This window comes from Nonomuraea muscovyensis (assembly GCF_014207745.1).
GTDB classification, from domain to species: Bacteria; Actinomycetota; Actinomycetes; order Streptosporangiales; family Streptosporangiaceae; genus Nonomuraea; species Nonomuraea muscovyensis.
In genome coordinates, this window is the sequence record NZ_JACHJB010000001.1 from 1,899,614 (window position 1) to 1,912,905 (window position 13,292).

At 73.5% G+C, this 13,292-nt stretch carries 15 protein-coding genes; 6 read left to right on the forward strand and 9 right to left on the reverse strand.

Annotated features, from left to right (window positions below; translation table 11 throughout):
- Window position 1 precedes the first annotated feature (1 nt).
- Window positions 2-883, reverse strand: coding sequence for a 5-oxoprolinase subunit C family protein (locus FHU36_RS08860; RefSeq protein WP_185083257.1), 882 nt, complete (start codon window positions 881-883; stop codon window positions 2-4).
- Entirely contained in the window at window positions 876-1,493 is a 618-nt protein-coding gene (locus FHU36_RS08865; RefSeq protein WP_185083258.1) for a 5-oxoprolinase subunit B family protein, read from the reverse strand. The genes FHU36_RS08860 and FHU36_RS08865 overlap by 8 nt, the downstream gene beginning before the upstream one ends.
- A 259-nt stretch (window positions 1,494-1,752) precedes the next feature.
- Between FHU36_RS08865 and FHU36_RS08870 the strand changes: the two genes are divergently transcribed.
- A complete protein-coding gene (locus FHU36_RS08870; protein WP_185083259.1) occupies window positions 1,753-2,505 on the forward strand; it encodes a DUF429 domain-containing protein in 753 nt (250 codons plus the stop codon).
- Here FHU36_RS08870 and FHU36_RS08875 read toward each other — a convergent pair.
- The 4 genes from FHU36_RS08875 to FHU36_RS08890 all read right to left on the reverse strand — a co-directional run bounded on the left by FHU36_RS08875 (window position 2,492) and on the right by FHU36_RS08890 (window position 6,284).
- Entirely contained in the window at window positions 2,492-3,172 is a 681-nt protein-coding gene (locus tag FHU36_RS08875) for a dienelactone hydrolase family protein (RefSeq protein ID WP_185083260.1), read from the reverse strand. The two genes, FHU36_RS08870 and FHU36_RS08875, sit on opposite strands and share 14 nt — an antisense overlap.
- Window positions 3,173-3,269: 97 nt before the next feature.
- Entirely contained in the window at window positions 3,270-3,671 is a 402-nt protein-coding gene (locus FHU36_RS08880) for an RNHCP domain-containing protein (protein WP_185083261.1), read from the reverse strand.
- Complete coding sequence (locus FHU36_RS08885; RefSeq protein ID WP_185083262.1) at window positions 3,671-4,033, reverse strand: RNHCP domain-containing protein; 363 nt, start codon at window positions 4,031-4,033, stop codon at window positions 3,671-3,673. The genes FHU36_RS08880 and FHU36_RS08885 overlap by 1 nt, the downstream gene beginning before the upstream one ends.
- A 331-nt stretch (window positions 4,034-4,364) precedes the next feature.
- Window positions 4,365-6,284: an ABC transporter ATP-binding protein gene (locus FHU36_RS08890; RefSeq protein WP_185083263.1), complete on the reverse strand. Its 1,920-nt coding sequence runs from the start codon at window positions 6,282-6,284 to the stop codon at window positions 4,365-4,367.
- Between the two features lie 578 nt (window positions 6,285-6,862).
- Between FHU36_RS08890 and FHU36_RS08895 the strand changes: the two genes are divergently transcribed.
- From FHU36_RS08895 to FHU36_RS08910, 4 genes are all read left to right on the forward strand, one after another.
- Window positions 6,863-7,447 carry a hypothetical protein gene (locus FHU36_RS08895; RefSeq protein WP_185083264.1) on the forward strand — a complete coding sequence of 195 codons (585 nt, stop codon included), beginning with the start codon at window positions 6,863-6,865 and terminating at the stop codon, window positions 7,445-7,447.
- A 70-nt stretch (window positions 7,448-7,517) separates the two neighbouring features.
- Entirely contained in the window at window positions 7,518-8,660 is a 1,143-nt protein-coding gene (locus FHU36_RS08900; RefSeq protein ID WP_185083265.1) for a sensor histidine kinase, read from the forward strand.
- Between the two features lie 43 nt (window positions 8,661-8,703).
- On the forward strand, window positions 8,704-9,366 hold the full coding sequence (locus FHU36_RS08905; RefSeq protein ID WP_185083266.1) for a response regulator: 663 nt from the start codon (window positions 8,704-8,706) through the stop codon (window positions 9,364-9,366).
- 204 nt (window positions 9,367-9,570) lie between these two features.
- A complete protein-coding gene (locus FHU36_RS08910) occupies window positions 9,571-9,783 on the forward strand; it encodes a hypothetical protein (protein ID WP_185083267.1) in 213 nt (70 codons plus the stop codon).
- Between the two features lie 48 nt (window positions 9,784-9,831).
- On the opposite strand, the gene FHU36_RS08915 is transcribed toward FHU36_RS08910, so the two are convergent.
- Window positions 9,832-10,446: a TetR/AcrR family transcriptional regulator gene (locus FHU36_RS08915; RefSeq protein WP_185083268.1), complete on the reverse strand. Its 615-nt coding sequence runs from the start codon at window positions 10,444-10,446 to the stop codon at window positions 9,832-9,834.
- 65 nt (window positions 10,447-10,511) lie between these two features.
- Between FHU36_RS08915 and FHU36_RS08920 the strand changes: the two genes are divergently transcribed.
- A complete protein-coding gene (locus FHU36_RS08920; RefSeq protein ID WP_185083269.1) occupies window positions 10,512-11,762 on the forward strand; it encodes an FAD-dependent oxidoreductase in 1,251 nt (416 codons plus the stop codon).
- 53 nt (window positions 11,763-11,815) lie between these two features.
- Here the strand turns inward: FHU36_RS08920 and FHU36_RS08925 are convergent, their stop codons facing one another.
- Window positions 11,816-12,310 carry a DUF6790 family protein gene (locus tag FHU36_RS08925; RefSeq protein ID WP_185083270.1) on the reverse strand — a complete coding sequence of 165 codons (495 nt, stop codon included), beginning with the start codon at window positions 12,308-12,310 and terminating at the stop codon, window positions 11,816-11,818.
- A gap of 64 nt (window positions 12,311-12,374) precedes the next feature.
- A complete protein-coding gene (locus FHU36_RS08930; protein ID WP_185083271.1) occupies window positions 12,375-13,259 on the reverse strand; it encodes a phosphotransferase enzyme family protein in 885 nt (294 codons plus the stop codon).
- Window positions 13,260-13,292: the final 33 nt, after the last annotated feature.

The following is a 13,292-nucleotide window of genomic DNA, read 5'->3' on the forward strand; positions in this document are numbered from 1 at the left end:
ATCAGATCAGCCGGAAACGGACGCGCTGGCCGGGCCGGGCCTGGGCGGCCCGGTCGACGTCGCGGGAGCAGACGACCGCGATCACCGGGTAGCCGCCGGTGAGGGGATGGTCGGCGAGGAAGAGCGTGGGCTGCCCGGAGGGCGGCACCTGCAGCGCGCCGGGGAGGACGCCCTCGCTGGGCAGCTCGCCCCTCATGGCACGTTCCAGGACCGGCCCGCGCAGCCGCATCCCGACCCGGTCGCTCTCGGTGGTCACCGTGTACGGCTCGGCGCACAGCCGGTCCAGCGCCACGGGGGCGAACCAGTCGTCGCGCGGGCCGGCGAGCACGTGCAGGAGCAGGTCACCGCAGGCGGGGTCGGCGACGGGCGCGAGGTCGAGCGCCGGGAACCCCGCCGGGGCCGGTCCGACCGGCAGCAGCGCGCCCTGGACCGGGCGCGGCGGGCCGAGCCCGGCGAGCGTGTCGGTGGCCAGCGAGCCGAGCACGGGCGGCAGGTCGAGGCCGCCCCGCACGGCCAGGTAGGTGCGCAGGCCCCGGCCGGGCACGCCGAGCCGGAGCGTGGCGCCGTCGGGCAGTGGCTCGACGGCGTTGTGGCCGAGCTGCCGCCTGCCGCCGTCACGGCGGGTGACGGTCGCCGGGCAGGGCGCGCCGGTGAGCGCCACGAGCAGGTCGCCGTGGGCGGTCACCCGCAGCCCGCCGAGCGTGACCTCCAGGGCGGCGGCTCCCTCGGGGTTGGCCAGCAGCCGGTTGGCCAGTCGCAGCGAGCCCCGGTCGGCCGCGCCGGACCGGCCGACGCCGAGGTGGCCGTGGCCGGGCCGGCCGAGGTCCTGCACCGTGGTCATGGGGCCGGAGGCCAGCACCTCCAGCAGGCGCGGGTCACCCATCGCACACCTCGGTGAACCGTACGCGGGTGCCGGGGCGCAGGAGGGCGGGCGGATCGGCGGCGAGGTCCCACACCGCGAGCGCGGTGCGCCCGATGAGCCGCCAGCCGCCGGGCGACTCGCGCGGGTAGACGGCGCTGAACTCGGCCGCCAGCGCCACCGACCCGGCCGGCACCCGGACGCGCGGCTCCGGGCGGCGCGGCACGACCAGCCGAGGGTCACCGCCGGAAAGGTAGCCGAACCCGGGGGCGAACCCGCAGAACGCCACCGTCCACGGGGTCCCGGTGTGCGCGGCCACCACCTCCCGCTCCGACAGCCCGGTCAGCGCGGCCACGCCGGCCAGGTCGGCGCCGTCGTACACGACCGGGATCTCCACCTCGCCCGCCCGCGCCGGCCGTCCGGCGGCGGGCCGGGCGGCGTGGACCGCCGACTCGGCCGCGCCCAGCCCGGCGGGCGAGTCGCAGCGGATCAGCAGGGTGCGCGCCGCCGGGAGGACGTCGGTGACGCCCGGCACGGGCTCGGCGGTCAGCGCCTCGTACAGCGCGACGACCTCCTCCAGCCGGCCGAGCTCCACCAGGAGCGCGGTGTCCCCGCAGCGGCGCACCCTCCTCACCGGGCCTGCCCCGCGAGCGGCGGCCGCCCGGTGCCGTGCTCGTGCGGGGCCGCGCCGGGTCGCCGGCGCGGCGCGGGGGTGTCCCCCGGCGCGCGCCGGATCGCGGGCCCGGCGGCGGGGGTAATGGCGGCGTGGGTCATGGCGAACCTCGCTGACAGCGATGTGTCGATACGTTCAACGTAAGTATTGTTGAACGATGAGACAAGCCTTGGGACGCCAGCTTTTCGGGACGGACGGCCCGAGGCTCTATCGTGAGGGGATGCTGACGGTCGGCGTGGATCTCGCGGCGGAGGCCGCGCGGACCGCGGTGGCATGGCTCGACTGGCAGGCAGGCCGCGCCCGGCTCGACAGGGTTGTGGTCCGGGCGGACGACGACCTGGTCGTCGAGGCGGTCCTGGGCGCCGGCAAGGCCGGGCTCGACTGCCCGCTCGGCTGGCCCGACAGGTTCGTCGACTTCGTCAGCGCCCACCGGGCCGGGCACGTCCGGGTGCCGGAGGGGCTGGCGGGGCGGGTCTGGCGTCGGGACCTGGCGCTCCGGGTCACCGACCAGGTGGTGCACGAGCAGACCGGGCTGACGCCGCTGAGCGTGTCCGCCGATCGGATCGGGCACGCCACCATGCGCTGCGCCGGGTTGCTCGCCGAGCTGGCGCGGCGGGGCCGGACGGTCGACCGGCGGGGCGGCGGGGCCGTGGTGGAGGTCTACCCGGCGGCCTGCCTGAAGCGGTGGGAGCTCCCGTACTGGGGGTACAAGCGCGCCGCCGACCTGGCCGCGCTCGGCCGGCTCGTCGACCGGCTGCTGGAGGCGGCGCCGTGGCTGGACCTGGGCGGCTACGAGCAGGTGTGCCGTGCCTCGGACGACGCCACCGACGCCGTCGTCTGCGCCCTCGCCGCCCGCGCGGCGGCCCTCGGTCTGGTCACCGTGCCGACGGCGGACCAGGCCGGCGCGGCGGGCACCGAGGGCTGGATCGCCCTGCCGACCACGCCCCTGGACCGGCTCGTCACAGCCGGGTGAGGAACCAGTCGCACGCCAGGCGGGCGACCTCCTCCAGGGCGCCCTTCTCCTCGAACAGGTGGGACGCGCCCGGCACGATCTCCATGCGGGCCTCACCGGCCAGCAGCCGCAGCGCCTGCCGGTTCAGCTCGATGACCACCGTGTCGTTGCCGCCGACGACGAGCAGCGTGGGCTGGCGCACCTCGGGCAGGACGGCGCAGGCCAGGTCGGGCCGCCCGCCCCGCGACACGACCGCCCGCACCTCGGAGGGGCGGCGGGCGGCGGTCACCAGCGCGGCGGCCGCCCCGGTGCTCGCGCCGAACAGCCCGATGGCCGGCCTGCCGTCCGGGGCGTCGCCGCCGGGCGTGCCCGCCGGGAGCCAGTCGACGCCCCCCGCCCAGTCGACCAGCTCGGTCATCCGGTCGGAGAGCAGGCCGATGTCGAACCGCAGCTCGCGGCTCACCGTGTCGATCCGTTCCTCGGCCGGGGTGAGCAGGTCGGCCAGCACGGTCGCCAGGCCGGCCGCCTGTAGACAGGCGGCGACGTAGCGGTTGCGCGGGCTGTGGCGGCCGCTGCCGCTGCCGTGCGCGAACATCACCACGCCCCTCGGCCGAGCGGGCGTGGCGACATCCGCGTCCAGGACCGCGTCGGCCACGGGAACGCGCAGACTCTCCTCGACGACTGTCATGACCGTCCCGTCGGGCGCGCGTGGTCGGTCGCGAGGATGCCCGCACCCTCGCGACCTGCCGATACACCCAGCGTACGCCTTCACCTTCCGGCGTCTCCTACAGCGCCAGCAGGGCGCTGACGGGCATCCGGCCGTCGGACAACGGCCGGATGGCGATGCGCAGCAGGGCGAGCGCGTTGTCGTCGCCCGCGATGCGGTTGGCGCTCAGCACGCCGCACGCCTCGCAGTGGTGGATGATCAGCCACTCGCCGTCGCCGCGCACGGTGACACTGAGCGCCACCATGCGCCCCCGGCAGCCCGCCCGCCGGTCACCCGGCACCCGGTGGTCGACGTGCAGGCTGGTCAGGCAGTGCGGGCAGTGGTTGCGGTGGGCCGTGCCAGGTGCGTCGACCGGCACGTCGAGCCGGCAGCCGACGCACCGGAACGCCTCACGGGGCTCGCCCCGCCGCGGGTCCTTGCGCCGTTGCGGCCGGGCCGCGACCGGTTTGCGGCGCGGCATCACAGGTCTCCGAACGCTTCCAGCGGGAACGGCGGCTGGGCCAGCGGACGCACCGCCATCCGCATGAGGATGAGCTGGTTGTCGTCACCGGCGATCGGGTTGGAGGTGAGCTCGCCGCAGCGGGCGCACCGGTGGATTACCATCCAGGCGCCGCTGCGCAGCACCGCGATGGAGATCGGGTTCATCCGCGACCGGCACTCCGACGGCCCGCCCTCGACCCGGTCGAGGACGTGCAGGGAGTGCAGGCAGCTCGGGCAGTGGTTGCGCCGGCCGCCGTCGGGAGCGGTGACGGTGACGGTGAGTCCGCAGCGGACGCAGGTGAAGGTAGCAGTGATGGTACGGGTCTTGTCGTTGGTGGACACCCTGGGTTACTCCTTGCCGGGATTGTGCTTGTGAACAGCAAGGAAGCCCGAGCGGACCTCGCGCGATCATGCGTGACCGGGCAGGCCTGGCACGGTGGGCGCCCCGGGTCCGTCAGAGACGACGGCGGTGGGACGAGTCCACGGTGGGGCGAGGCGCGCCGGGCGCGGGGCGGGTCATAAACCACCACTCTCCTGGGGGCGCACAGCCACCCATGGGATAGACGACAGGACAACCGCGAGCGTAACAACGTGCCGCTCGCGGTCGCCAACAGTTTTCGGTCGCGGTCGCGGTCGCGGTCGTGACGCGGGTCGCGGTCGTGACGCGGGTCGGTCATTCGGTGAGGGCGGTGCTCCTGACACGGTCGTCGTGCGGGCGGTGGTGCCGGATGCGGGCACCCACCCGCCTGAGCCTGATCCCGTCCCGGCGGTGGGCCGGTTCCAGCACGATCGAGCGCGCTCCCCGCGGCACGTGCCGCAGGTCGTGCGTGATGAGGATCGTGGTCCGCCCAGCCATCAGCCGTCGCAACGGCTCCATGACGCGCCCGGCCGTCACCTCGTCCAGCCCGGTCATCGGCTCGTCGAGCACCAGCACCGGCGCGTCGCGCACCAGCGCTCTGGCGATGGCGATGCGCTGCCGCTGCCCGCCCGACAGGAGCCTGCCTCGCTGCCCGACCGGCGTCTCGTACCCCCGGGGCAGCGTGCTGACGAAGTCGTGCACCCCGGCCAGCTCCGCGGCGCGGATCACCTGGTCGAGCGTGGCCCCCGGACGGCCGTAGGCGATGTTCTCCCGCACCGTGCCGGAGAACAGCATGCTCTCCTGGTGCAGGACGGTGACGTTGTCGCGGAGCGAGGCCCGCGTCAGGTCACGGATGTCCACGCCGTCGAGCAGGATCCGCCCCGAGTCCGGTTCGTAGAACCTCAGCAGCAGCTTGGCCAGGGTCGACTTGCCCGCCCCGCTCGGTCCGGTGCAGACGATGAGCTGCCCCGGCTCGGCGGTGAAGGACACCTGCTGGAGCGTCGGCCGCCGGCGGCCCGGGTAGGTGAAGTCGACGTCCTCGAACTCGACATGCCCGCGGCTGCGCGAGACGAGGGTGATGGCGGTGCGGCGGTCGGTGACGGCCGGCCGCGACCGCAGGACCTCCATGACCCGGTCGGAGCCTGCCGCGGCCTCCGACACCGACAGCGCGATCTCGCCCAGCCCCTGCACGGCCGGGTAGAGCAGCGCCAGGTACGCGGCGAAGGCCAGCAGGCCGCCCAGTGTCAGGCGCCCGGCGGCGATCTCCCACGCGCCGAAGCCGAGGATGACGATCATGCTGACGGTCTCGATGACCTGCACGATCGGGCCGTACAGGCCGGACAGGCGGGCCTGCGACATGTTGGCGCGCAGCCAGCCGCGCCCCTCCACGTGCAGCCGCCTGGACTCGGTGGCCTGGCGGTTGTACGCCTGCACCAGCGACTGGTTGGCCAGGCTCTCCTCGATGACGCTGTTCATCGCGCCGTTGCTGAGCCGCTCGCTGGCGGCGGCGGTCCTGAACCGGCCCGCGAACACCTTCGACACCACGAGGAAGCAGGGGATCAGCGCCATCGTGATCAGCGCGAGGTCCCACCGGACGAAGAAGGCCGCCCCGGCGAAGAAGATGACGCTGGCCACGGTGGTGAACACCTTGACCAGCCCCGATCCCACCAACTGCTCGATCGACTCGATGTCGTCGGTGAGCCGGGCCATCAGGTCGCCCAGCCTGCGGTTCTCGAAGTAGTCCGGTGACAGCGTCTGGACGTGGGCGTAGATCCTGTCGCGCAGCTTGAGCAGGAACCGTTCGGCCGCGAGGGCGGTGACGTACGCACCGCCGAACGCGCTCGCGCCGGCGAGCGCCGCGAGGCCCAGCCAGGCCGCCGCGGGCCGCCAGAAGGCCCCCAGGTCCCGTGTCACGAGCACCTCGTCGGTGATGTGCCCGAACAGGGCGATCGCGGCGACCTCGCTGAGGGCGGCCGCGATCGCGAACACCCCGCCGACCGCGAACAGCCAGCGCAGCCCCCGCGTGTCCGGCCAGAACTCCCGGAAGGTACGGCGGATGGACACGGCCGGCGCGAGCGCCGCCCGGTCCGCCCGGTCCCTGGCAGAGAGCGAGAGCCGGCGGGTAGCCCGCCGGCTCTCACTTGGGGCTTCTACCACCACCAGCCCCGGCGGCGCCATCCGCCGCCCCATCCGCAGCCGCCACCGCCCCACCAGCGGCGGCGACAGCCTCCCCATCCGCCGCATCCGCAACGGCGTCGTCCGCAGCCGCCCCAGCCGGCCTTGAATCCGTTGAGCGTCATCGCGCTCTCCCCCCCGTGATCGGGATTTTCATTTCAAAACGGGACGTTAGCACCCACATCCACATAAATCACTACTAATCCCGGTCATTAAATGAGACTTGACCGGACACGCCGCCGAAAGCCCTGGTTGCGCACTTGCGGTAAATGACCAGCAAATATTCGTGTACGCGTTCTTACTCCTACGTTGGTTTAACCTTCAACACGCGGTTCGACCAGCGAGGATGCCTGCCACACAGCAGCGCCGGCGGCCCCGATCCGGCATTTCGCGCAAATGCCGACTCATGCCCGCCGAGGCTCTGACCAGCGGCGGCGAACGGCCGATGAAGTGAACTCCGGAGTAACGTCGCCGGGGCCGTCCCGTCCATCCGCAGCGATTGCGCTCTCACCCGACCGGGCGACGGACTCCCTCTTGAGAGGGAGCCGACAGATCGCCCGGCTCGGCGATCCCTCCGGACCAGGGCGAACGCCAGGATTGCGGCACGACCTCAGCCCCCCCTGAAGGAGCCACCGCAGATGAACGTCCGCACCGCCTTCGTCGCCGCCCCGCTGCTGATCCTGGCCTACGGGCTGATCAGGATCGCCGACGGTTTCGACGGCGAACGGGGTCCGGGTCTCGCCTGGACCACCGGCCATCTCGCCTTCCTCGCCGCCCTGGTGCTCTTCGTCCCGATATTTCGTGAGATGAGGCGGATGCTGGGCGGCACCCCCTTGGCCACCGCCGGCCTCGTGATCGGCGTCGCGGGCCTGGCCTGCGCGGGCACCCAGTTCGTGATCGACATCGTCGTGGGCTTCATGGCCGCCGACCACGCCGGGATGGGCGTGCTGTTCGACCAGGTGAAGGCCGTACCGGGCGTCCAGCTCGCCGTCTACGACGCCGGGCCCTTCCTCTTCTACGCCGCCCAGCTCATGCTCGTCACCCACCTCGCCGCGCGCCGCCTGGTCAAGGCGTGGACGCCCCTGCTCGTGCTGCTCGACCTCGCGCTGCCGATCATCGACCGCGACTTCATCCCCGTGGGCGCGCTGCTGCTGCTGGTCTCGTTCCTGCCGCTGGCCCGCCGTTCCGCGCCCGCGCCCAGGCACATCCCCGTCCATGCGTGAGACCGGGCGTCCGGCTGCCGCCCGGTTCACGGAAAGATGGGACGCCGTGCCCCATCCGACACTGGTCGACATGGCCCTCCGCCGCTTGCGAGCGCTCCCCACCCTGCTGGTGGACGGGGCGCTCGCCGCCGTCATCCTGGTCGTCCAGATGTGGCCGCTGCTGACGGCCGACGACCGCACCGGCCTCCCGTGGGACTGGTGGGGCTACGTGGTCGTCGTCGCTGCGTCGGCGCCGCTGGTGTGGCGGCGCCGCGCACCCGCCGTCGTGCTCGTCGCCAGCCTCTGCGCCGGCTCCCTGTACGACCTCGCCGACCACGTGGCGCGCCAGCCCATCTGGTACGGCGCCCTCGTCGCGTTCTACACGGTCGCCTCCCGCTCGGTCCGCTGGCTGCGGCTGACCATGCTGGTCTTCACCCTCACCGGCGGCCTCGCGACGGTCGGCTCGTCCGAGACCGCCCTGCGCGGAGTCGTGCTGTTCGTCGCCGCGTACGCCATCGGCCGGGCCGCCGCCACCTCCCGCGCGCACGCGGCCGCCCTGGAGGAACGCGCCGAACAACTGGAGAGGGAGCGTCAGATGGAGGCCGAACGCGCGGCCGAGCGGGAGCGGGCCAGGATCGCCCGCGACATGCACGACATCCTCGCCCACGCGGTCAGCCTCATGGTCGTCCAGGCCGAAGCCGGGCCCGTGGTGGTCAGGAGCGACCCGGCCCGGGCCGAGGCGGCCTTCGACGCGATCGCGGCCACCGGACGTGACGCGATGGGGCAGCTCAGGCGGATGCTCGGCCTGCTCAAGGAGGACGAGGCGCCGCGCGCGCCGCAGCCGACCGTGGACGACCTGCCCGCGCTGGCGCGACAGGTCTCGGGCGCCGGGCTCGAGGTGGGCTTCAGCTCCTCCGGCACCCCCCGGGCACTCGCCCCGGACAGCGCCGTCGCCGCGTACCGCATCACGCAGGAGGCGCTCACCAACACCGTCAAGCACGCCGGGGCCCGCCACGCGGACATCCGGCTGACCTGGGAGGACGGCGGCCTCCTGATCGACATCACCGACGACGGCCGGGGCTCGGGCCACGGGCTGCCCTCCGGCGGGCACGGCCTCATCGGCATCCGCGAGCGCGCCGCCGCCTGCGGCGGCACCGCCACGGCCGGGCCGCGCCCGGACGGCCCGGGGTTCCAGGTGTCGGCACGGCTGCCGGTGGCGGGGCCGTGCCCGTGAGCAGGAGCGTGAACATGAGGGACAGGAAGGGGAGGGTGTGGCTGTGAGCGTGCGCATCGTGGTGGCGGACGACCAGGAACTGGTCCGGGGCGGGTTCGCGATGATCCTGGACGCCCAGCCCGACATCGACGTGGTCGCCGAGGCGGACGACGGCGTCGCGGCTGTGGCGGCCGTCCGCGAGCACGAGCCCGACGTGCTGCTGCTGGACATCCGCATGCCCAGGATGGACGGCATCGAGGCGGCCAGGATCGTGTGCGCCGAGACGGGCTGCCGGGTGCTCATGCTGACCACGTTCGACCACGACGACTACGTCTACGACGCGCTGCGGGCGGGCGCCAGCGGGTTCCTGCTCAAGGACGTGCGCCGCGACGACCTGGTGAACGCCGTCCGCGTGGTGGCGGCCGGCGAGGCGCTGCTGGCGCCGACGGTGACCCGCAGGCTCATCTCGCAGTTCGCCGCGGGTCCGGCGGCCCGGCCCCGGCAGACCCGCGCCGAGGCGCTGGAGGTGCTGACCGCCCGGGAACGCGAGACGTTGCAGCTCATCGCCCGCGGACTGTCCAACGCGGAGATCGCCGAGGCCATGGTGGTGAGCGAGCACACGGTGAAGACGCACGTCAGCAACCTGCTGGCCAAGCTGGGGCTGCGCGACCGGGTGCAGGCCGTGATCGCCGCGTACGAGGCGGGGCTGGCCGTGCCGGGTGCGTAGGCCCGAGAGCGTCGGGCAGGCGGGCCCTCATGACCACGGCGATCGAGGAGTGCGACGCCGAGCGCGGCGGCGGCTCCCGGCGGGCCACGACCCGCTGAGAGCCGCCTGAGGCGGGCGGTTCGCGGCACGAATGGCACGATGGGTGGATCGGGCACGACTCCAGGTGATCCAATGAGCCGTGCCGTCACCATCCGAGGAGGCCCGTTGACCGACAACCTCGACCTCGCCGCGAGTGCCCAGGAGCTGGCGGACGCCGCACCCGCGGGATCGCTCGACCGCGCCGCGGCGGCGTCCGTGGCCATCACCCTGGCCACGACCCGCGACACGGCCCAGGCCAGGCAGACGCTCGACGGGCTGGCTCCCGACGACGTGCGGCGGGCGGCGCTGCGGCTCTTCGACCGCCTGCAGGACTCCTGACGCCAGACCGTAGCCCTCGTCGCGGAGCGCGGCGAGGGTGACCGCGTCCTAGGCGGTGGGCCGCTCCTGGCCCGGGGCGCGCAGGTGAGTCACCAGCCGTTCCACCTGCTCGGCGTAGTGGGCGCCGAACTCGGGTGAGGCCGGATCGAGGCCCATGGCCGCCCGGACGAGCTGCGGGAAGGAGACGCCCGCCGAGGCCACGGCGAACAGCATCACCAGCAGCGCGGCCGGGTCGACGTCGGCGGGGATCTCACCGGCCTCCTGCCTGGCCCGCAACCGCTCGACGTTGCTTCGCATGTCCTCCTCCAGCGCCGGGTCCGGCCGCCCGTCGTCGGCTAGGCCCTGCCAGATCATGACCTTGCCGAAGTCGCGGTGGGCCGTGGTGGCCCGGACGTAGTCGGCGACGAGCCGTCCGAGCGGGGCGTCCTGGTCGGCGAAGGCGCTCTCCTGGCTCTGCCAGCGTCCGGTCAGCGCCTCGTACAGGCCCTCCTTGCCGCCGAAGTAGTAGGAGATCAGCTGCTTGTTGACGCCGGCGCCGGCGGCGATCTCGCTCACCCGCGCCCCGGCGAAGCCCTTCGCCGCGAACTCGCGCAGCGCCGCGTCCAGGATGCGCGCCTTCGTGCGCTCGGGGTCGCGCTGCTTCTCCTCTGGTGCTCGCCTCATGCCGCCCCACACTATCAACCATCCGGATGGTTGACAGAATCATCCGTCTGGATGATAGTTGCCTCATGACCTACGACATCGCGATCATCGGCGGCGGTATCGGCGGACTCTGTCTCGCCCAGGGGTTGCGCAGGGCGGGCCGCACCGTCACCGTCTACGAGCGTGACCGCACGCCAGCCGACCGGCTTCAGGGCTACCGCGTGCACATCGACCCGCAGGGCGCCCGTGCGCTGCACGACTGCCTGCCGCCCCGCCTGTGGCGGGCGTTCCTCGACACGACCGGCAGGGGCGGCCAGGACTTCGGCTTCCTCACCGAACGGCTGGAGCTGCTCACCCTGCTCGAAACGCGTCCCGCGGCCGATCCGGCCGACGACCACCATTCGGTCAGCCGCATCACGCTCCGGCAGGTGCTGCTGTCCGGTCTTGAGGACACCGTGCGGTTCGGCAGCACGTTCGAGCGCTACGAGCGGCGGCCGGACGGGCGGACCGAGCTGTTCTTCGCCGACGGCTCCAGCGCCACGGCCGACGTCGTGGTCGCCGCCGACGGCGGCAACTCCCGGGTGCGCCGGCAGTACCTGCCGCACGCCGAGCGCGTCGACACCGGCATCACCACCGTGGCCGGCAAGTTCCCGCTGACCGCCGAGACGAGGAGGCTCGTCTCTCCGCGCCTCACGGCCGGCCCGAACAGCGTCATCCCGCCGGCCGGCATGGGCATGTTCTGCGCTCCCCACGACGTGGACGGCCGCACCCCCGTGGCCGGCATCGGGGTGACGGAGCAGGCGGGCGCGCTCATGGACAACACCGCCGGCTACGTCCTGTGGGCGGTCGGCGCCGCGGAGGGCCGCTTCCCCAGCGACGTCTCCGACATGACGGGCGAACAGCTCAAGGCCACGGTGGCGCGGATGATCGGGTCATGGCATCCCGACCTGCGCGAGCTGGTCGCCAGGAGTGACCCCGAGTCGGTCTCGCTGCTGCCGATCCGCACCTCGGTCCCGATCGAGCCATGGCAGCCCACCGCCGTCACCCTGATCGGCGACGCCATCCACAGCATGACGCCGATGCGCGGCATCGGCGCCAACATCGCGCTGCGCGACGCCCGCCTGCTCAGCGGGGCGCTCACCAGCGGTCTCGACCCGATCACCGCCATCTCCCGGTACGAGGCCGAGATGCGGCGGTACGGCTTCGCCGCCGTGCGCGACTCGCTGCAGGCGGCCCACCAGTTCGTCGGCGGCAACCGGTTGGCCAGGACCGGATTCAAGACGTTCCTGCGCGCCACGCGGCGCTTCCCCTCGCTCAAGGCCAGGGCCTTCGCCTAGCCCCCGCGGGCGCTCCGGCTGACGTCGTGGGGTGAAAGATCGCCCGGACGGGCTCACGGACGCGCCTCCCAGCGGGCCGATCGCCGGTAGGCGACCAGCAGCACGACCGCGACCAGCGGCTGCAGGACGTCGGTGGGGATGGTCCAGACGTTGTTCGGGGCGGTGTTGCCGTGCGCCACCCACTGCATCACGTGCCCGATGGCGTCGCCCCAGTAGAGGACGGCCGTCGCGATGACGGCGGCGGTCATGAACGACCCGCGGTTCCAGATGCTGAGGAAGCCGATGAGGCCGACCGCGATGTCCGCCCAGCCCACCTCCCACTGGAACGGGCTGTGCGCGAACCCGATGCTGTCCGCCACCTCCGGCGCGTACGGGCCGATGTGCGACAGCCCGCCGATGATGGACAGCATCCCGCCCCCGGCCACGAACCACAGCAGCGCCAGCTCCACCACGCGGCGGCGGGTGCGTCGCTCGGGCGCGCGGTCGACGAGCGGGTGCAGCAGCGCCCCGGCCACCAGCACCAGGAAGGTGACCACGAAGAAGCCCATGGCCGCACCCTAGGAACGGTTCGCCCGATCACGGCGGACCCCCGCCGGTGTGTCCCCCGGCGGGTCAGGGGCGCAGCTCGTGGAACAGGGCGAGCCGGTCGTGGTGGTAGGCGAGGGCGTCGTCGTCGTGGGTGTCGCCCCTGCTCACGGCCTTGCGGAAGTACGCGCACTCGCGGCGGATCTTGTGCCGGACGAGCTGGGCCGTCGTCTCGTCGTCCAGCTCACCGGCCGTCCCGCCGGCCTCGTGGTAGGCGGCCGCGAACTCCTTGGCCGGGCCGGGTTCGTAGTCGGCCCATTCGGCCGCGGCGGCCGCCAGCTCCACCTCCGGGGCGCCCGTGAACACCTCGTCCCAGTCGAGCACCGCGACAGGTGTGCCGTGCCGGAACAGGACGTTGCCGGTGTGGTAGTCGCCGTGCAGCGGGTGGCGCCTCGGGTGGGCGACGTGGAAGGCCGCCAGCCAGCGGTCCAGCTCCGGGTCGGCGAGTTCGGGGGCGTCGGCGGGCGGCTCGCCGTACAGGCCGGTCTCCTGGAACGCGGGCCGCGGGCGAACCGGCGGACGCAGGCCGGCCAGCGCGCGGTGCAGACGGGCGAGCAGCCGGGCACCTCCCACCAGCTCGGCGGCGGTGGGTTCATCGGCCGCCGAGCCCGCCACGTACGGCCACACCGACACCGACCGGTCGCCCACCCGGACGAGCGTCGCACCGGCGGGGGTGGGCAGCGGCGCCACGGCCTCCGGCACCGCGCGGGCGGCGTGGGCGGCGATGGCGTGGCACCACTCGGCCTGCGCCGGGTCGTGCCCCGCCGGGCCGATCCTGACCACGTACTCGCCCAGCCGGTAGGCGGCCGACTCCTCGCCCCCGCGCAGCCGTTCCGCCCGGCCTGAAAGGCCCCACACCTCGGTCACGACCCGCACCGCCGCCTCGGTGAGCGGCTCCTCCTCCTCGATCACCTCTGCAGGGTAGCGACCCGTCCGCGGCCCATT

Bases quoted from the DNA above. Each gene is read 5' to 3' on its own strand.
- FHU36_RS08920 (WP_185083269.1), top strand. From the start codon at position 10,512: ATGACCTACGACATCGCGATCATCGGCGGCGGTATCGGCGGACTCTGT.
- FHU36_RS08860 (WP_185083257.1), bottom strand. From the start codon at position 883: ATGGGTGACCCGCGCCTGCTGGAGGTGCTGGCCTCCGGCCCCATGACC.
- FHU36_RS08875 (WP_185083260.1), bottom strand. From the start codon at position 3,172: ATGACAGTCGTCGAGGAGAGTCTGCGCGTTCCCGTGGCCGACGCGGTC.
- FHU36_RS08895 (WP_185083264.1), top strand. From the start codon at position 6,863: ATGAACGTCCGCACCGCCTTCGTCGCCGCCCCGCTGCTGATCCTGGCC.
- FHU36_RS08900 (WP_185083265.1), top strand. From the start codon at position 7,518: ATGGCCCTCCGCCGCTTGCGAGCGCTCCCCACCCTGCTGGTGGACGGG.
- FHU36_RS08870 (WP_185083259.1), top strand. From the start codon at position 1,753: ATGCTGACGGTCGGCGTGGATCTCGCGGCGGAGGCCGCGCGGACCGCG.
- FHU36_RS08925 (WP_185083270.1), bottom strand. From the start codon at position 12,310: ATGGGCTTCTTCGTGGTCACCTTCCTGGTGCTGGTGGCCGGGGCGCTG.
- FHU36_RS08890 (WP_185083263.1), bottom strand. From the start codon at position 6,284: ATGGGGAGGCTGTCGCCGCCGCTGGTGGGGCGGTGGCGGCTGCGGATG.
- FHU36_RS08880 (WP_185083261.1), bottom strand. From the start codon at position 3,671: ATGCCGCGCCGCAAACCGGTCGCGGCCCGGCCGCAACGGCGCAAGGAC.
- FHU36_RS08915 (WP_185083268.1), bottom strand. From the start codon at position 10,446: ATGAGGCGAGCACCAGAGGAGAAGCAGCGCGACCCCGAGCGCACGAAG.